Below are 17,760 nucleotides of genomic sequence, written 5' to 3'. Positions count from 1 at the left end.
CTGTCACTGCTCCTGGGCCTGAGGGAGGGTCGGGGGGAAGTCTGTGGTGTCGGTGGTGCGCACCGCCAGCGATCGGTCGGGATTCAGCCGTACGACGATGTGGCGGCGCCATGCCGTGTCGTCGCGCTCGGGCCGGTCCTCGCGCCAGTGGCAGCCGCGGGTCTCCTCGCGCCGCCGTGCCGCCTCCACGAGCACGCGGGCGACGCACAGCAGGTTGGTGGCCTCCCACGTGTCGACGCCGGGCTCGGCGGTCTTGCCGTTCTCGTCGAGGGCGTCGCGCGCGTCGGCGTGCAGCCGGTGCAGGCGGTCGGCGGCCTCGGCGAGGGACTCCTCGGAGCGCAGCACGCCCGCGCCGCGGGTCATGATCCGCTGGATGGCGAGGCGCGCCTCGGGCGGGAGCAGCGGGTGCGCGGGGCGCTCCGCCGTGGGCAGCGGCTGCGGCACGCGCGTGTGGAGGCCGGTGGCGGCGATGTCGGCGGCGATGCGCTCGGCGTAGACGAGGCCTTCGAGGAGCGAGTTGGACGCGAGCCGGTTGGCGCCGTGCACGCCGGTGCAGGCGACCTCGCCGCACGCGTAGAGGCCGGGCACGGTGGTCCGGCCGCGGGAGTCGGTGCGGACGCCGCCGGAGGCGTAGTGGGCGGCCGGGGCGACGGGCACGGGCGCGGTGACCGGGTCGATGCCGTGGGCGCGGCAGGCGGCCAGGATGGTCGGGAAGCGGTTCTCCCACATCTCGGCGCCGAAGTGGCGGGCGTCGAGGTACATGTGCTCGGCGTCCTGCTCCAGCATGCGGCGCACGATGCCCTTGGCGACGACGTCGCGGGGCGCCAGCTCGGCCAGCTCGTGCTGCCCGAGCATGAAGCGCACGCCGTCGGCGTCGACCAGGTGGGCGCCCTCGCCGCGCACCGCCTCGGAGACCAGCGGTTGCTGCCCCTCCGCGTCCGGGCCGAGGAACAGCACCGTGGGGTGGAACTGGACGAACTCCAGGTCGCTCACCTCGGCGCCCGCGCGCAGCGCGAGGGCGACGCCGTCGCCGGTGGAGACGGCCGGGTTGGTGGTCGCGGAGAACACCTGGCCCATGCCGCCGGTGGCGAGCACCACGGCGGGCGCGTGCACCGCGCCCACGCCGTCGTGCTGGCCCTCTCCCATGACGTGCAGGGTGACGCCGGCGGTGCGGCCCTCGGCGTCGGTGAGCAGGTCGAGGACGAGCGCGTTCTCGACGGTGCGCATCCCCCGCGCGCGGACCGCCTCGACCAGGGCGCGGGAGATCTCCGCGCCGGTGGCGTCCCCGCCCGCGTGGGCGATGCGGCGCCGGTGGTGGCCGCCCTCACGGGTCAGTTCCAGGCCGCCGTCGCCGGACTCGTCGAACCGCGCGCCGGTCGCGATGAGCCGCCGTACGGCGTCGGGGCCCTCGGTGACCAGGATGCGCACCGCCTCCTCGTCGCACAGGCCCGCGCCGGCGACCAGGGTGTCGTCGAGGTGCTGCTCGGGGGTGTCGCCGTCGCCGAGGGCCGCTGCGATGCCGCCCTGCGCCCAGCGGGTGGAGCCGTCGTCGAGGCGCGCCTTGGTGACCACCACGGTCGTCAGTCCGGCCGCCTCGCAGCGGAGGGCGGCGGTGAGGCCCGCGACCCCGGACCCGACGACCACGACGTCCGCGTCGATGGACCATCCGGGCGCGGGCGCGTGCAGTCGTATGCCTGTGCTGGTCACGAGGCGTCTCCGAACGTTCCGAAGGTCAGGGGGATGTTGTCGATCAGCCGGGTGGCGCCGACGCGCGCGGCGACCGCGAGGACCGCCTCGCCGGTGAAGCCGTCGCCGATCTCGGTGAAGTCGGACGGGTCGACCAGCGCCAGGTAGTCCAGTCGCAGCGGCGGGTCGAGGCGGGCGGCCTCGTCCAGCACCAGGCGGGCGGCGGCACGGATGGCGGCGGGTCCGCCGGCGGTGGTGGCGACGGCGTGCGCGTCGGCGGCGGCGCGGGACTCGCCGATCGCGCTGAGCGCCTCGGCACGCGCGCGGGAGGCGGGCACCTCGCGGGCGCGGGCGCGCAGCGCCTCCTGCGCGGCGTGCCGGTCACGGCCCGCGAACAGGGCCTGCGACAGGGCCAGCGCGGTGCGCCGCTCGGCGGGCGACAGGTAGCGGTTACGGCTGGACAGGGCGAGCCCGTCCTCCTCGCGGACGGTGGGCACGCCGACGATCTCCACCCCGAAGTTCAGGTCGCGCACCATGCGCCGGATCAGGGCGAGCTGCTGGGCGTCCTTCTGCCCGTAGAGGGCGACGTCGGGGCGGGTGAGGTGCAGCAGCTTCGCCACGACGGTGAGCATGCCGTCGAAGTGGCCCGGGCGGGAGGAGCCTTCCAGCCGCTCGCCCATGGGGCCGGCGCTGATCCGGACCTGGGGTTCGCCGCCGGGGTAGACCTCGTCGACGGACGGGGCGAACACGGCGTCGGCGCCGGACTTCCCCGCCAGGTCGACGTCGGCGTCCAGGGTGCGCGGGTAGCGGTCCAGGTCCTCACCGGCGCCGAACTGGAGCGGGTTGACGAAGACGGTGACGACGACCTCGCCCTCCGGTCCGGCGATCTTCCGGGCGGCGCGGATCAGCGTGGCGTGGCCCTCGTGCAGCGCGCCCATGGTCATCACGACGGCACGGCGGCCGGTGCGCGCGCGGGCGTGCAGGTCGGCGGCGGTGCGCAGCAGGGTGGCGGTCATCGGGCGGCTCCGTTTTGGGACGCGCGCGGGGGCGTACGGGTGGGGTGGGCGTGCGGGGTGCGGGCGGTGCCGCTCATGTCGTGTCCCCCGGGGTGTCTCCGGTGCCGCCGGCCGCGTCGGACGGTCCGGCGAGCACCCCGAGGAGGGGCTCGGCGAGCTCCGGCTTCAGCAGCCCGTGGGCGAGGGCGCGGTCGGCGGTGGCGCGGGCCATGGCCAGGTACCCGGCGACGGTCCCGGGGGCGTGCCGGCGCAGCTCGGCGACGTGCGCCGCGACCGTGCCGGCGTCACCCCGGGCGACGGGGCCGGTGAGGGCCGCGTCACCGGAGCGCAGGGCGTTGTCGAGGGCGGCGCCGAGGAGCGGGCCGAGCATCCGGTCGGGGGCGCCGACGCCCGCGGTGCGCAGCAGCTCCAGGGACTGCGCCACCAGGGTGACCAGGTGGTTGGCGCCCAGGGCGAGGGCCGCGTGGTAGAGCGGGCGGTTCTCCTCGGCGATCCACTCGGGCTCGCCGCCCATCTCGATGACCAGCGCCTCGGCGGCCAGCCGCAGTTCGTCGGGCGCGGTGACGCCGAAGGAGCAGCCGGCGAGCCGCTGCACGTCCACGGGGGTGCCGGTGAACGTCATCGCCGGGTGCAGGGCGAGCGGCAGCGCGCCCGCGCGCAGGGCGGGGTCGAGGACCTTCGCGCCGTACCGCCCCGAGGTGTGCACGAGGAGCTGTCCCGGGCGCACGGCGCCGGTCTCGGCGAGTCCGGCGACCAGCTCCGGCAGCGCGTCGTCGGGGACGGTCAGCAGCACCAGCTCGGACCGCTCCAGCACCTCGGCGGGCGGCACCACCGGCACGTCCGGCAGCATCTGTCCGGCGCGTCTGCGGGAGGCGTCGGAGACGGCGGAGACGGCCACCGGGCGGTGCCCGGCCAGCTGGAGGGACGCGGCGAGGGCGGGGCCCACGCGTCCGGCGCCTACGACGCCGACGGTGAGCCGCGCGGGGCGGTCCCGGGGATCGGGCTGTGGGGTTGTGTTCACGCGACGGCGGCCTTCCCGTTCCAGTCCGCTCGGGGTACCGGACGATTTCTCGTCATGTTAACGCGATCGGTTCCGGCGGCCACCGGTTGTCCACAGGCTGTGGGTTCCCGTGGACGCGTCCGCCCGCCCTCGTTCGGAATCGAGGGTGACCGCGCGGAGGGGCGCGGGGCATGATCGCGGGCATGACTGACACGGCGGACCACGACGGCACCGGACCGACGACGGAGGAGGCCGCCGCGCCCACACCGCGTGAACGACGCATCGCGGCCTGGCGCAACGCCCCGCGCGTGCTGGCGCGCCTCGGCTTCCTCGCCCCGCTCGAGGAACGGCTGGCGCTGCTGGAGGCGGCGGGCGACGCCTACGACCTCGACGAGACCGCCGACATCTACGGCAACGGGGTCGTGGAGGCCCTGGAGCGGCGGGTGGCGGACCTGCTCGGCACGGAGGCCGCGGCCTTCTTCCCGACCGGCACGATGGCGCAGCAGGTGGCGCTGCGCTGCTGGGCGGGACGCACCGGGAACCCGGCGGTGGCGCTGCACCCGCTGAGCCACCCGGAGGTGTACGAGCGGAACGCGTTCAGCCAGGTCAGCGGCCTGCGCCCGGTGCACTTCGCGAACGAGCCACGGCTGCCCACCGCCGAGGAGGTCCGCGACCTCCCGGAGCCCTTCGGCGCGCTGATGCTGGAGCTTCCCCTGAGGGACGCCGGGTTCGTGCTGCCCACCTGGGACGAGCTGACCGAGGTGACGGAGGCCGCGCGGGAGCGCGACGCGGTCGTCCACTTCGACGGGGCGCGGCTGTGGGAGTGCACCGAGCACTTCGGGAAGTCCCTGGAGGAGATCGCGGGCCTCGCGGACAGCGTCTACGTGTCGTTCTACAAGTCCCTCGACGCCTACGGCGGCGCCGCCCTCGCCGGGCCCGCCTCACTGATCGAGGAGGCGAGGACCTGGCGGCACCGGTACGGCGGCGCGGTGTTCCAGCAGTTCCCGACCGCCCTGTCCGCGCTGATCGGGCTCGACCGGGAGCTGCCCCGCCTGCCGGAGTACGTGCGCCACGCGCGCGTGGTGGCCGCCGCCCTGCGCGAGGGCCTGGAGGCAGGGGGGCTGCCCTTCTTCCGGGTGCACCCCGAGGTGCCGCACACCTACGACTTCCAGGTGTGGCTGCCGTACGAGACGGAGGTCGTGGCGGAGACCGCGATCCGGGCGGGCGAGGAGACCGGCCGCATGCTGTTCGCGAACCACTGGGACCCGAAGGGGCCCGGTCTGACCTTCACCGAGGTCTACGTCCGGGCCGCCGCCCTGGAGTGGACGGCCGACGACGTCCGCGAGGCGGCCGCGGACTTCGCCCGCCGCCTGACCGGCGCGTAGCCCGCACCGCGTCGCCCCGATCGACGGCCGCCGTCGATCGGGGTCCCGGTGTCGGTGGCCCGGTGCACCATGGGGGCATGGGCGTGCACATCGACATCAGCGGGCTGCGGCCGGAGCGGATCGCCGTCGTGATCTCTCCGCTGGCCGAGCTGGGCATGGCGCTGCACGCGCTGTCCGAGCCGGCCCACCACCCCGGCCTCCAGGCCTGGGTGACGGCGGTGACCGCACGCCTCGACCCGCATCTCGCGGACCGCATGTGCGAGGCGGACTTCCTGTGGCGGACGACGTTCTCCGACCTGTTCCTCGCCTGCGCCGGCCTCCCGGGCCGTAGGGCGCTGCCCGGCGGCACGCTGGCCGAGGAGCTGGACCTGCTGGACAAGTTGTCCGACGAGCAGTTCGTCGATGTCGCCCTGGAGTTCACCTGCGCCCTCCCTTACGACCTGCCGGGGCGCGGCCCGCTCTCCGACGAGGGGCTGCGCCGCCGTTCGCTGGAGCTGGCCGCCGCGCGGGGGCCGCGGCAACTGCTGTTCACCGAGCGGCTGCTGGCCGACCCGCCGCGCACCCGGGCGTGGCTGCGGCAGTTCCTCCAGGACTGCGACGAGGCGTTCTTCGCGGAGGCGTGGTCCCGGCTGCGGCACCAGCTCGCCGCGGACGCCCGCCTCAAGACGGACCTGCTGCGCCGCAAGGGCCCGGGCGAGGCGCTGGCGTCGGTGTCGTCCGCCGTCACGCTGGACGAGGCGGCGGGCCGGATCACCGTCGACAAGCTGGGCGACGGCCACACCGCGACCGGGGACGGCGGGCTGCTGCTGATCCCCACCAGCCTCGGCCGGCCGCATCTGCAGGTGCTGCACCGGCACGGCTGGCAGCCCGTGCTGCACTACCCGGCGGGCTCCCCGGAGCCCGCCGCACCGCCGACGGTCGAGCAGCTCGCCCTGCGGATGACGGCGCTGTCCCACCCGGTCCGTATGCGCATGTGCCGCCACCTGGCCCGCAGCGCCTACACCACGGGCGAGCTGGTGCAGATGCACGGCATGACCGCGCCGGAGATATCCCGGCACCTGGGCGTGCTGAAGAAGGCGGGCCTGATCACCACCCGCCGCCGCGGCCGCTACGTCCTGCACCAGCTGGACGTGACGGTCGTGGCCCGCCTCGGCAGCGACTTCCTGGAGGGCCTCCTGCGCTGAGCCCGGGCACGCCCCGGCGTTCAGCCGAGGCGGATGTGCCGCAGCCCCACGCCCGCCTGGCGGAGCCGGGTGCGCAGCCGGCCCTCGTGGTTGGGGCGCAGGGTGAGGCCGGCGAGGACGGCGATCCGGTCGGCCGTCTTCGGCACGGTGCTGTGGTCGGTCCACAAGTGCTCGGCGAACTCCGGCTCCGTGAGCCGCTCCAGACAGTGGTCGAGCCGCTCGACCGCCCAGCTCTCCCGGCGCAGGCCGCCGCCGATCAGATGCCCGAGCCCGCGCTCCCTGAGCCTCCGCAGCACCGTCTCCCGCTCGGCGAGGAGCGTGAAGTGCCGTACGTCATGGCCCAGTTCACGCAGCCGTCCCACGGTCTCGGCGAAGTGTCCGGGGTCGGTGACGGTCATCGGCGCGATCACCACGCCCTCGCGCCGGGTCAGGGTGAGGTCGAGGACCTCCACGACGCCCTGCCGCCAGGCCTTGAAGTCCTGGAAGTCGCCGCGCAGTTCGGGCGGCAGCATGCGGTGGAGGCCGAAGCCGGGCTGCTCGGGGTCGCAGACGACGCTGCCCGGGAGGCGGCGGCGTATCTCGTGTGCGGTCTGTGTCTTGCCGCCCCCGAAGGGGCCGTTGATCCACAGGAGCATGCGCGGCACCCTACCGGGGGCCGGGGCGCCGCTCAGCCGTGTCCGCCGGCCCGCACCAGACCCGTCTCGTAGGCGAGGACGACCACCTGCACCCGGTCGCGCAGCCCCAGCTTGGTGAGGATGCGGCCCACGTGCGTCTTCACGGTCGCCTCGGACAGCACCAGCCGGGCGGCGATCTCCCCGTTGGACAGGCCCTGCGCGACCAGCACCATGACCTCCCGCTCGCGTTCGGTGAGCCGCTCCAGTTCCTTGTGCTCGGGCTGCTTGCCGCTGCTGGGCAGCATCGGGGCGAACCGGTCGAGGAGCCGGCGGGTGGTGGAGGGGGCCACCACCGCGTCGCCGCTGTGCACGGCGCGGATCGCGGTGAGCAGTTCGCCGGGCGGCACGTCCTTGAGCATGAAGCCGGACGCGCCGGCCTTCAGCCCGGAGAAGGCGTACTCGTCGAGGTCGAAGGTGGTCAGGATGAGCACCTTCGGCGGATCGGCGTCCGCGCAGATCCGGCGGGTGGCTTCCACGCCGTCCAGCTTCGGCATGCGGACGTCCATGAGCACCACGTCGACGGAGGTGGTCCGCAGCGCCTCCAGGGCCTCCACGCCGTTGCCCGCCTCCGCGACGACCTCCATGTCCGGCTGGGCGGCGAGCACCATCCGGAAACCGGTGCGCAGCAGCACCTGGTCGTCGACGAGCATCACGCGGATCGTCATCGGGGCCTCTTCCGTTCGGTCGTCTCGGTCGTCGGGTGCCGCGGGGGGCGTGACAGGTGTCAACAGGGGGCGTGCGTATAGGTCAATGCGCCGGTTTGAGCGGCAGCAGCGCGCTGATGCGGAATCCTCCGCCCGGCCGTGGTCCGGCGTCCAGGGTCCCGCCCACCATGCCGACCCGTTCGCGCATGCCGATCAGGCCGTGTCCCTGGCCGTCGAAGCCGCCCTCCTCGTACAGCTCGTGCGGGGCGCCCTTGCCGTCGTCCTCCACCAGCAGGCCGAGACCGTCGTCGAAGTAGACCAGGCGCACGCTGGCGCCCGCGTTGGGTCCGCCGTGCTTGCGGGTGTTGGTCAGCGCCTCCTGCACGATCCGGTAGGCGGTCAGCTCGACGCCGCGGGGCAGTTCGCGCGAGGTGCCCTCGACCTTGAAGTCCACGGGCAGTCCGGACTCCCGGCACTGCTCGACGAGGTCCTCGATCTGCTGGAGCCCCGGCTGCGGCACGTACTCCCCGGCCTCCTGGTGCTCGCCGGTGCGCAGCACGCCCAGCAGGCGGCGCATCTCGGCGAGGGCCTGGCGGCCGGTGGAGGAGATGGTCTCCAGGGCCTTCCTGGCCTGGTCGGGGGCCGCGTCGAGGACGTAGGCGGCGCCGTCGGCCTGCACCACCATGACCGACACGTTGTGCGCGACCACGTCGTGCAGCTCACGGGCTATGCGGGCGCGTTCGGCGGCGACCGCCACCTTGGCCTGCGCCTCACGCTCCTTCTCCAGCCGGGCGGCCCGCTCCTCCAGCTGCGCGAAGTAGGCGCGGCGGGTGCGTATGGAGTCGCCGAGCACCCAGGCGAGGGCGAACGGCACGGCCAGGATGACCGACAGGGCGACGTTCTCCGCCGTGCTCGCCTGCGGGCTGGGCCAGCGCAGCTGCGCGAGCGGGGCGGCGCACAGACCCGCGGTCAGCGCCACGCGGGAGGCCCAGCGGGCGCCCACGGCCGCGACCGTGTAGACGATCACCAGCAGGGCGAAGTCGGCGGGCGCCGTCGGCACGTCGAGGATCAGCTGGCCGAGACCCACGGCCAGGGCGAGGACCAGCATCCGCTCCGGCATCCGGCGGCGCAGCGCCACCACCACGGACAGCAGGAACATCACCGGCACGGTCAGAGCGGGCAGCTCGGTGCCCCGGCCCTCCTCCACGGTCGCTCCGCCGAGCACCGAGATCCCGAACAGGATCACGGCCCAGAAGCCGTCGACCCACGTCGGGTGCCTGCGGAGGAAGTCGTAGAGGCGCTGCACGTAACCCAGCGTAGGGAAGCAAAATGCGTGCAGGGGTCAACCGGAGGGCCGATCCCCGCCCGTCGCGTGTACTCCCCAAGGTGGAGGCCCGTCCGGTTCGCGCACGTAGCCTGGCTCGGTGAGGACGGCGACGGCGGACGCGGGGATGCGGTGACGGCGGGGACCCGGGGGACGGCGGAGGACGGTTTCCGCGGCTGGCGGGAGGCGGCCCGGGAGGCCCTGTACGGCCCGGACGGCTTCTACCGCCGGCCCGGCGCGGGCCCGGCCGGCCACTTCCGGACCTCCGTGCACGCCTCCCCGCTGTACGCGCGCGCCGTGGCGCGGCTGCTGGGCCGGGTCGACGAGGCGCTCGGCCGCCCGCCCGCGCTGGACTTCGTGGACATGGCGGCGGGACGCGGCGAACTGGTCACCGGCGTACTGGGGGCGCTCCCCGCGGACGTGTCGGCCCGTGTGCGTCCGTACGCCGTCGAGCTGGCCGCGCGCCCCCCGGGCCTGGACGACCGGATCGTGTGGCGGGACGAGCCGCCGGAGGGCGTCACGGGGCTGCTGTTCGCCAACGAGTGGCTGGACAACGTGCCGGTGGACGTCGCCGAGGTGGACGCGTCCGGCACGCCCCGGTACGTGCGGGTGCGGGCGGACGGCGCCGAGCGCCTCGGGGAGCCGGTCGCCGGCCCCGACGCGGACTGGCTGGACCGGTGGTGGCCGCTGCCGCCCGAGGAGGGCCTGCGCGCGGAGATCGGGCTCCCCCGGGACCGGGCCTGGACGGCGGCCGTCGGCACGCTCACGCGCGGCGCCGCCGTCGCCGTGGACTACGCGCACACCGCCGGCGCGCGACCGCCGTTCGGGACGCTCACCGCGTTCCGGGAGGGCCGGGAGACGGCGCCGGTTCCGGACGGCTCCCGCGACCTCACGGCGCACGTCGCGCTGGACGCATGCGCCGCCGCCCCCGCCCTGCCGGGCGCGCGCCTGCTGACCCAGCGGGACGCCCTGCGCGCGCTCGGCGTCGCCGGCGGGCGTCCCCCGCTGTCCCTGGCGAGCAGCGACCCGGCGGGGTACGTCCGCGCCCTCGCCGCCGCCGGGGAGGCCGCGGAGCTGACCGCGCCGGGCGGCCTCGGCGACTTCGGGTGGCTGGTGCAGCCGGTGGGCGTCGGGGACGTCCTCGCCGCTTGAGGGCTACTTGTCGATGTCGCCGACGACGAAGAACATCGACCCCAGGATCGCCACCATGTCCGCGACCAGCGTGCCCGGCAGCAGCTCGGTGAGCGCCTGGATGTTGTTGTACGACGCCGAGCGCAGCTTCAGCCGGTACGGGGTCTTCTCGCCCTTGCTGACCAGGTAGTAGCCGTTGATCCCGAGCGGGTTCTCGGTCCACGCGTACGTGTGGCCCTCGGGCGCCTTCAGGACCTTGGGGAGCCGCTGGTTGACCGGGCCGGGCGGCAGCTGGGCCAGCCGGTCGAGGCAGGCGTCGGCGAGGTCCAGGGAGTTGTGCGTCTGCTCCAGCAGGCACTCGAAGCGGGCGAGGCAGTCGCCCTCTTCGCGGGTGACCACCTTCAGGACGTCGCCCAGCTCGCCGTAGGCCAGGTACGGCTCGTCGCGGCGCAGGTCGAAGTCGACGCCCGAGGCGCGCCCGATCGGCCCGCTCACCCCGTACGCGTGCACCGCCTCCGCCGACAGCACGCCGACGCCCCGGGTGCGGCCGCGGAAGATCTCGTTGCCGAGCACCAGGTCGTCGAAGCGGTCCATGTGCGCACGCACGTCGGCGACCGCGGCACGCGCGCGTCCCGTCCAGCCGGCCGGGAGGTCCTCCTTGAGGCCGCCGACGCGGTTGAACATGTAGTGCATGCGCCCGCCGGAGACCTCCTCCATGGCGTGCTGGAGCTTCTCGCGCTCGGTGAAGGCGTAGAAGATCGGCGTGATGCCGCCGAGCTCCAGCGGGTAGGAGCCGAGGAACATCAGGTGGTTGAGCACCCGGTTCAGCTCGGCGAGCAGCGTGCGCAGCCACACCGCGCGCTCGGGGACCTCCATGCCGAGCATCCGCTCCACGGCGAGGACCACGCCCAGCTCGTTGGAGAACGCCGACAGCCAGTCGTGCCGGTTGGCCAGCATGACGATCTGCCGGTAGTCGCGGGCTTCGAAGAGTTTCTCCGCGCCCCGGTGCATGTAGCCGATCACGGGCTCCGCGTGGACGATCCGCTCACCGTCCAGCACCAACTTCAGCCGCAGCACGCCGTGCGTGGACGGGTGCTGCGGGCCGATGTTGAGCACCATGTCGGTGCTCTCCGCCGCGCCGCCGATTCCGACCATGGTCTCCGTCGTGGGAGTCATGGACACAGTCTGTCGTACGTACGCTGGCCCCATGGAGACGGGGAGCCCGCACGACACGGGAACAGCGGACGCGCAGGGGACGCCCACGCCGGCGACGGCGGACGTGCCCGCGGCGGACGCCGGCACGGAACCGGACGGCGGTACGGAGCCGGTCTGGCGCGCGCTGCCGTCCGGGCTGCTGACGATGCGGCGGCTGCTGCTGGTGGTGTGGCTGGGGCTGCTGACCCTGGCCACCGCGCTGGTGCCGGGCCTGCTGGCCGGGCCCGCCTGGGGCGCCTTCGCGGTGCTGCCGCTGGCCCTGCTGCTGTGGGGCTGGGTGATGCTGGAGCGCAACTGGCGCTCCTGGCGGTACGCCGAGCGCGCCGACGACCTGCTGATCAGCCGCGGTGTGCTGTGGCACGAGGAGACGGTCGTGCCGTACGGGCGGATGCAGCTCGTGGAGGTCACCTCCGGGCCCGTCGAGCGGCACTTCGGGCTGGCCAGCGTGCAGTTGCACACCGCCGCCGCGGCCACCGACGCGACCATCCCGGGGCTCGACCCGGACGAGGCGGAACGGCTGCGCGACCGGCTCACCGAGCTGGGCGAGGCCCGGTCGGCGGGGCTGTGACCGCGCCCGGCGTCCAGGAGGACGTGACCGGACGGCCGCCCGTCGTCGAGCGGCGGCTGCACCCCGTCACGCCGCTGCGGCGGGCGTGGGCGCCGGTGGCCGTCCTGATGGGCTGGGCGGTGCACGACCCCGACGGCGCGCAGCGCCAGCTCACCCGGCTCACCACGACCACGCTGCTGCTCGGGCTCGCCGTACTCATCCCGGCCGCCGCCCTCTACGGCTTCCTGAGCTGGTGGTTCACCCACTTCGCGGTCACCGACAGCGAGCTGCGGGTGCGCACCGGGCTGCTGTTCCGGCGCACCGCGCACATCCGTCTCGAGCGGATCCAGGCCATCGACGTCACGCAGCCGCTGCTGGCGCGGGTCGCGGGCGTGGCGAAGCTGAAACTCGACGTCATAGGCACCGACAAGAAGGACGAGCTGGCCTTCCTCGGGGCCGGCGAGGCGCGGGCGCTGCGCGCGGAACTGCTGGCACGGGCGGCGGGCTTCGCCCCGGAGACCGCCCACGAGGTCGGCGAGGCGCCCTCCCAGCAGATGCTGCGGGTGCCGCCGGGCGTGCTGGCCGTCTCGCTCCTGCTGACCGCGGCGACCTGGGTCTGGCTGCTGGTCGCCGCCGTCGCCCTGCCCCTGCTGTGGACGGCCACCCACAGCCTGTGGACGGTGCTCGCGGCCGGCATCCCGATGCTCGGCGCGGCGGGCGCGAGCAGCGTGGGCCGCTTCGTCGCCGAGTACGACTGGACGCTGGGCGAGTCGCCCGACGGTCTCCGCATCGACCACGGGCTGCTGGACCGGGCGCACGAGACGGTGCCGCCCGGCCGGGTGCAGACCGTGCGGCTGGTCGAGCCGCTGCTGTGGCGCAGGCGCGGCTGGGTGCGCGTGGAGCTGGACGTGGCCGGCTCGTCCAACTCGCTGCTGCTGCCGGTGGCCCCGCGTGCGATGGCGGAGTCGGTCGTCGCGCGCGTCCTGCCGGGGGTGACCGTGCCCCCGTCCGAGGCGTTCTCCCGCCCGCCGCGCGGGGCGCGGTGGTGCGTGCCGGTGTGGTGGCGGGGCCACGGGCTCGCCGTCACGGACGCGGTGTTCGCCTCCCGGCACGGTCTGCTGCGGCGCAGCCTCTCGCTGGTGCCGCACGCCAAGGTGCAGAGCGTACGGCTCGCCCAGGGGCCCTGGCAGCGGGCGCACGGCGTCGCCGACGTCCATGTGGACACCGGAGCCAACGGCACCGTGACCGCCCGTCTGCGCCCCGCCGAGGAGGCCGCCGCCCTGCTGCACGCCCAGGCGGAACGCTCCCGCACGGGGCGCAGGGACGCCCTGCCGGACCGCTGGATGGCCTGACCGGCCCCGGACACGGGAGAGGGCCCCGCCTGGGCGGGGCCCTCTCTCACGACGGGTGCCGGTTTCAGGACACCGCGCTGCGCAGTCCCTGGACGTCGATGTGCTCGGTCTCGTCGTGGGCGGTCAGGTCGATGACCTGACCGGCGCGCGGCTCCTCGGCGGCCGGCTTGTACCGCCCTTCGGCCTCCGCCTTGTGCAGCGCGAGCGCCTCCTGGCCGACGACGTCGGCGAGGTCCTCGTTCTGCACGGCGTCCAGCGCCTCGCGGCGGGCGTTCTTGGTGCCGAAGAAGTCGAACCCGTCGTCCTGCACGGGCCGCCGCACGGGCTGCGTCGGCGGGACGACCGCCACCGCGGTCGGCACCGTGAAGTGCCCGGCGGGCCGGTGCGCGGCCGGTGCGGCGGAGGCGGCCGGTGCGGTGGGGGCGGCCGCGCGCTCATGGTCGCCGGCCGCCCGGGGCTGCCCCCCGGCCTCGTCCTCCTGCGCCGGGTCGGGCCTGCGCCGCTTCGTCGGCTCGGGCCCGTCGTCCTCGGGGGTGCCGCCGCCCCGGGGGGCGGTGGCCCTCACGGCGGGGCTCTCCGGGGCGTCCCCGGCCTTCGCCGCTCCGGGGGCGCTCTCCTTGCGCGCGGCCGGCACGGAGGGCCGCGCGTCCGTCTCCTCCGGCGCGTCGGAGTCCGCCTCGCTCCCGGCCTCCGCCTCGGCCAGCTCGTCGGTCTCCGGCTGGACCCGCTCGTCGGTCTCCGGCCGGGCCGCGAACCGCGCCAGTGCCGCGTCGGCCTTCAGGTACAGCTTCGACCCCTCCGGGGAGAAGACACCGGAGGACTTCTCGTCCTGCGTCTCCTTCTGCCCGGCGTCCTCCGTCCGCTCCACGTCCGCCGTCACCTCGGGGACCGTGGGTTCCGGCTCGGGCGCCGCGGGCGCCGCGGGCGCACCCGGGGGCAGGGCGCGCGCCGGGACGGCCGCCTCGATCTCCAGCACCCGGCGCTCCTCGAGGACGTTCGCGCGCTCCGCCTCGGCCGCCGCGTACCGGCGCAGCAGCGCGGCGTGCTCGTTGCGCAGCCCCGCCAGTTCCGCGCGCTTGGCGCGCAGCCGCTGCTCCAGCTTGATACGCAGCTCACGCGACTCATCGAGGTCCGACTCGAGTTCGGCGACCCTCTCCTCGAAACGCCACTCGTCGCTCGCCCGCGCGCGCGTGAGGTCGGCGACGCGTTTGCCCGCCTGGGCGTCCCAGTGGCGCATCACGACGGCGCCCACGATCGCCGTGACCGCGGCGGCCGCGGCCAGGAGACGGAGCACCACCGGTTGGGTGAACACCCACGGCGCCAGGGCGCAGACGACGGACACGCCTGCGATCGCCGACGGGGGCAGCATCCTGTGCAGAGGCGGGGAATGACGGTGACGTCCACGTGGCATGGCCAGAAACTTACCGCGCGTAGGCGAATGATGGTGCCCCGCCCCGCAAAAAGAAAGCCATACGCAATGTTTCACATGCCGTCAGGGACCGGGCCACGCGTGAAAAGCGGTCCATTGAATATTCGTCAAGATCCTTTATGGGGTCAGGCCGACGGACAACTCGCCCTCCGCGCATTCCGGTTGGCCCCTGTCCGGGGTCTCCGCCGGACACCCCGTCCCGAGGCCCCGGCCGCGCCTCGCCACCCGTGCGCCCCGGTCCCGTCCCGCCCTCCGATTCCGCCCGCCGGCGCCCTTCCGTCCCGCCCCTTCCGGTCCGTTTCGGCGCCTCTCCCGCGACCGCTCGCCGCAGGCCGCGTCTTCCCGGAGGAGATCCGCTTCTCCCCGACCCTCCGGGACTCGATTCCGTTCCTTTCCCGCTCTCGCCGATCTTCCGTGCGTCCCTCCTCACGGCAATGCGGTCCGAAAGGTGCCGCCAATGTCCGCGCGCGGGGTTTCCCGCGCGGCGGGCCCGTGCGGCACCGGGCACCCTCCCTGGGCCTACGCTGAACGTATGAGCACTCACAGCGGACGCCGTCAGGTCGCGGGCCTCCCCCACTGGGACCGGTGCGCGGTCATGGGAGTCGTGAACGTCACCCCCGACTCCTTCTCCGACGGCGGGCGCTGGTTCGACACCTCCACGGCCGTCAAGCACGGCCTCGGCCTGGTCGCGCAGGGCGCCGACCTGGTGGACGTCGGCGGCGAGTCCACCCGCCCCGGCGCCACCCGCGTCGACGAGGCCGAAGAGCTCAGGCGCGTCATCCCGGTGGTCCGCGGGCTCGCCTCCGAGGGCGTCACCGTCTCCGTCGACACCATGCGCGCCTCCGTCGCCGAGCGGTCGCTCGCGGCCGGCGCCGCCCTGGTCAACGACGTCAGCGGCGGCCTCGCCGACCCGGCCATGATCGGCGTCGTCGCCGCCGCGGGCGCCCCGTTCGTCGTCATGCACTGGCGCGGCTTCCTCGAGGGCGGCAACGTCCGGGGCGTGTACGAGGACGTCGTCGCCGAGGTCGCCGACGAACTCCACGCGCGCGTGGAGGCAGTCCTGGAAGGCGGCATCGCCGCCGACCGCGTGATCGTCGACCCCGGTCTCGGCTTCTCCAAGGACGCCGAGCACGACCTCGCGCTGCTCGCCCGCCTCGACCGTCTGCTGGGCCTCGGCCACCCCCTGCTCGTCGCCGCGTCCCGCAAGCGGTTCCTCGGCCGGGTGCTGGCGGGCCCCGACGCCCCGCCCCCGCCCGCCCGCGAACGCGACGCGGCCACCGCCGCCGTCTCCGCGCTGTCGGCCCGGGCCGGCGCCTGGGCGGTGCGCGTGCACGAGGTCCGGGCCAGCGCCGACGCCGTACGGGTGGTCCACGCGATACAGGAAGCGCTCCCCGACGACGACCCCACATCCCCCGAGCACGGTGCGGAAGGAGCCCGGTGACCGCACCCCACACCGACGTCGAGCAGGTCGAGGCCGCCAACACCGCCTTCTACGAGGCACTGGAGCGGGGCGACTTCGAGGAGGTCGCCTCGGCCTGGCTCACCCCTGCCGACCTCGGCGTCGACGAGGAGTACCACGACCCCGCCGACGCGGGCGTCGTCTCCTGCGTGCACCCCGGCTGGCCGGCGCTCACCGGGCGCGGCGAGGTGCTCCGCTCGTACGCGCTGATCATGGCGAACACCGACTACATCCAGTTCTTCCTCACCGACGTGCACGTCTCCGTCACCGGGGACACGGCCGTGGTGACCTGCACGGAGAACATCCTCAGCGGAGGGCCCGCCCCCGCGGAGGGCGAGGAGCTGGGGCCGCTGGTCGGGCAGCTCGTCGTCGCCACCAACGTGTACCGGCGCACCCCGTCCGGCTGGAAGCTCTGGTCGCACCACGCCTCCCCGGTCCTCGCCGAGGAGGACGACGACGAGGACGACGACACCCCGACCCCGCCCTGACCCGCACGTGGCGGAACTCACCCGACCCGGGGCCTCCGCCCCTTCCGGCCCGTGAGCATGCCGTTCACCCTGGGCAGACGGACCGAAGAGCCCGAGGAACCCGTCCGGCGGCCGCGACCCCGGACCGCGGGGGCCGGCGCCCGCCGCGGGTAGATTCGAGGACGGGCCGGTGTGCCGTCCGCACGGGGCACCGACCGGCCGGACCGACGACAGCAGGAGTGATTCGCGTGGATCGTGTCGCGCTGAGCGGCCTGAGGGCCCGCGGGCACCACGGTGTGTTCCCGAAGGAGCGCGAGGAGGGCCAGACCTTCCTCGTGGACCTCGTCCTGGGCCTGGACACCCGCCCGGCCGCCGCCGACGACGACCTGACGAAGACCGTGCACTACGGCATCGTGGCCGAGGAGGTGGTGGCCGTCGTGGAGGGCGAGCCCCTCAACCTCATCGAGACCCTCGCCGAGCGCATCGCCCAGGTCTGCCTGAAGCACGACGTCGTGCAGGAGGTCGAGGTGCGCGTCCACAAGCCGGACGCGCCGATCACCGTGCCCTTCGACGACGTGACCGTCACCATCATCCGGAGCCGCGCATGACCAGGCCGACCACCACGGGCCACACCGACCCGACCGTCCAGCCCGTCCCCGCCTCCGTGGTCGAGCAGGTGGACGCCGCCGACACCACCCTCCAGAACCCGAAACGGGCCGTGGTGGCCCTCGGCGCCAACCTGGGCAACCGTCTGGAGACCCTCCAGGGGGCCGTGGACGCCCTGGAGGACACCCCGGGCATCCGGGTCAAGGCGGTCTCCCCCGTGTACGAGACGGAGCCGTGGGGCGTCGAGCCCGGCAGCCAGCCGTCCTACTTCAACGCGGTCGTCGTCCTGAGGACGACCCTCCCGCCGTCCTCCCTGCTGGAGCGCGCCCAGGCCGTCGAGGAGGCCTTCCACCGCGTGCGGGACGAGCGCTGGGGCCCGCGCACCCTGGACGTCGACATCGTCGCCTACGCCGACCTCCGCTCCGACGACCCGCAGCTCACCCTGCCGCACCCGCGCGCCCACGAGCGCGCCTTCGTGCTCGCCCCCTGGCTGGACGCCGACCCCGCCGCCGAGCTCCCCGGACACGGTCCGGTGGCCGAACTGCTGGACGCGGTCACCCGGGACGGGGTCACGCCGCGCGCCGACCTGGAACTCCGGCTGCCCGAGTAGCCGTTAAGGTCGAGGACGGCCACAGCCCGGG

Annotated in this window: 17 protein-coding genes; 9 read left to right on the top strand and 8 right to left on the bottom strand. The window is 74.7% G+C overall.

Going from position 1 to position 17,760, the window contains the following annotated elements; all coding sequences use genetic code 11:
- Positions 1-3: 3 nt before the first annotated feature.
- The 3 genes from ACQZOG_RS16200 to ACQZOG_RS16190 all read right to left on the bottom strand — a co-directional run bounded on the left by ACQZOG_RS16200 (position 4) and on the right by ACQZOG_RS16190 (position 3,723).
- Positions 4-1,707 (bottom strand): L-aspartate oxidase, encoded by a 1,704-nt coding sequence (locus ACQZOG_RS16200; RefSeq protein WP_380827916.1) that lies wholly within the window; start codon positions 1,705-1,707, stop codon positions 4-6.
- Positions 1,704-2,702 carry a pantoate--beta-alanine ligase gene (gene panC / locus ACQZOG_RS16195; protein ID WP_033274938.1) on the bottom strand — a complete coding sequence of 333 codons (999 nt, stop codon included), beginning with the start codon at positions 2,700-2,702 and terminating at the stop codon, positions 1,704-1,706. The genes ACQZOG_RS16200 and panC overlap by 4 nt, the downstream gene beginning before the upstream one ends.
- 73 nt (positions 2,703-2,775) lie before the next feature.
- Positions 2,776-3,723 carry a Rossmann-like and DUF2520 domain-containing protein gene (locus tag ACQZOG_RS16190; RefSeq protein ID WP_037640887.1) on the bottom strand — a complete coding sequence of 316 codons (948 nt, stop codon included), beginning with the start codon at positions 3,721-3,723 and terminating at the stop codon, positions 2,776-2,778.
- A gap of 182 nt (positions 3,724-3,905) precedes the next feature.
- Here ACQZOG_RS16190 and ACQZOG_RS16185 point away from each other — a divergent pair, with 182 nt between their 5' ends.
- Both ACQZOG_RS16185 and ACQZOG_RS16180 read left to right on the top strand, forming a co-directional pair.
- Positions 3,906-5,087, top strand: coding sequence for a threonine aldolase family protein (locus tag ACQZOG_RS16185; protein WP_399568201.1), 1,182 nt, complete (start codon positions 3,906-3,908; stop codon positions 5,085-5,087).
- A 77-nt stretch (positions 5,088-5,164) separates the two neighbouring features.
- Positions 5,165-6,271 (top strand): DUF5937 family protein, encoded by a 1,107-nt coding sequence (locus tag ACQZOG_RS16180; protein WP_033274936.1) that lies wholly within the window; start codon positions 5,165-5,167, stop codon positions 6,269-6,271.
- 20 nt (positions 6,272-6,291) lie between these two features.
- Here the strand turns inward: ACQZOG_RS16180 and ACQZOG_RS16175 are convergent, their stop codons facing one another.
- From ACQZOG_RS16175 to ACQZOG_RS16165, 3 genes are all read right to left on the bottom strand, one after another.
- Positions 6,292-6,906 (bottom strand): AAA family ATPase, encoded by a 615-nt coding sequence (locus ACQZOG_RS16175; protein WP_058916314.1) that lies wholly within the window; start codon positions 6,904-6,906, stop codon positions 6,292-6,294.
- Between the two features lie 32 nt (positions 6,907-6,938).
- Positions 6,939-7,610 carry a response regulator transcription factor gene (locus tag ACQZOG_RS16170; RefSeq protein WP_033274934.1) on the bottom strand — a complete coding sequence of 224 codons (672 nt, stop codon included), beginning with the start codon at positions 7,608-7,610 and terminating at the stop codon, positions 6,939-6,941.
- 82 nt (positions 7,611-7,692) lie between these two features.
- The gene (locus ACQZOG_RS16165) at positions 7,693-8,895 is read right to left on the bottom strand and encodes a sensor histidine kinase (RefSeq protein WP_203550377.1); all 1,203 of its coding nucleotides are present in this window, start codon (positions 8,893-8,895) and stop codon (positions 7,693-7,695) included.
- Between the two features lie 150 nt (positions 8,896-9,045).
- Here ACQZOG_RS16165 and ACQZOG_RS16160 point away from each other — a divergent pair, with 150 nt between their 5' ends.
- Entirely contained in the window at positions 9,046-10,065 is a 1,020-nt protein-coding gene (locus tag ACQZOG_RS16160; protein ID WP_203550378.1) for an SAM-dependent methyltransferase, read from the top strand.
- 3 nt (positions 10,066-10,068) lie between these two features.
- On the opposite strand, the gene ACQZOG_RS16155 is transcribed toward ACQZOG_RS16160, so the two are convergent.
- Entirely contained in the window at positions 10,069-11,220 is a 1,152-nt protein-coding gene (locus ACQZOG_RS16155) for an NADH-quinone oxidoreductase subunit D (protein ID WP_203550379.1), read from the bottom strand.
- Positions 11,221-11,251: 31 nt separating this feature from the next.
- Between ACQZOG_RS16155 and ACQZOG_RS16150 the strand changes: the two genes are divergently transcribed.
- Entirely contained in the window at positions 11,252-11,827 is a 576-nt protein-coding gene (locus ACQZOG_RS16150; RefSeq protein WP_033274930.1) for a PH domain-containing protein, read from the top strand.
- Complete coding sequence (locus ACQZOG_RS16145; protein WP_430741579.1) at positions 11,824-13,158, top strand: PH domain-containing protein; 1,335 nt, start codon at positions 11,824-11,826, stop codon at positions 13,156-13,158. Before ACQZOG_RS16150 ends, ACQZOG_RS16145 begins: the two co-directional genes overlap by 4 nt.
- A gap of 64 nt (positions 13,159-13,222) precedes the next feature.
- Here the strand turns inward: ACQZOG_RS16145 and ACQZOG_RS16140 are convergent, their stop codons facing one another.
- The gene (locus ACQZOG_RS16140) at positions 13,223-14,569 is read right to left on the bottom strand and encodes a hypothetical protein (protein ID WP_430741578.1); all 1,347 of its coding nucleotides are present in this window, start codon (positions 14,567-14,569) and stop codon (positions 13,223-13,225) included.
- Between the two features lie 550 nt (positions 14,570-15,119).
- On the opposite strand from ACQZOG_RS16140, the gene folP reads away from it, so the two are divergent.
- The 4 genes from folP (at position 15,120) to folK (ending at position 17,729) form a co-directional block, all read left to right on the top strand.
- Positions 15,120-16,028 carry a dihydropteroate synthase gene (gene folP / locus ACQZOG_RS16135; protein ID WP_430741577.1) on the top strand — a complete coding sequence of 303 codons (909 nt, stop codon included), beginning with the start codon at positions 15,120-15,122 and terminating at the stop codon, positions 16,026-16,028.
- Complete coding sequence (locus tag ACQZOG_RS16130; protein WP_037640882.1) at positions 16,025-16,534, top strand: nuclear transport factor 2 family protein; 510 nt, start codon at positions 16,025-16,027, stop codon at positions 16,532-16,534. The genes folP and ACQZOG_RS16130 overlap by 4 nt, the downstream gene beginning before the upstream one ends.
- Positions 16,535-16,761: 227 nt before the next feature.
- Positions 16,762-17,121 (top strand): dihydroneopterin aldolase, encoded by a 360-nt coding sequence (gene folB, locus ACQZOG_RS16125; RefSeq protein WP_037640881.1) that lies wholly within the window; start codon positions 16,762-16,764, stop codon positions 17,119-17,121.
- On the top strand, positions 17,118-17,729 hold the full coding sequence (folK, locus tag ACQZOG_RS16120) for a 2-amino-4-hydroxy-6-hydroxymethyldihydropteridine diphosphokinase (RefSeq protein WP_430741576.1): 612 nt from the start codon (positions 17,118-17,120) through the stop codon (positions 17,727-17,729). Before folB ends, folK begins: the two co-directional genes overlap by 4 nt.
- Positions 17,730-17,760: the final 31 nt, after the last annotated feature.

This window comes from Streptomyces sp. P13-3-3, assembly GCF_050571355.1.
In the GTDB taxonomy this organism is placed as follows: Bacteria; Actinomycetota; Actinomycetes; order Streptomycetales; family Streptomycetaceae; genus Streptomyces; species Streptomyces althioticus.
Note: the sequence above shows the minus strand (reverse complement) of the source record. Positions and strands in the feature narration are given on the sequence as shown.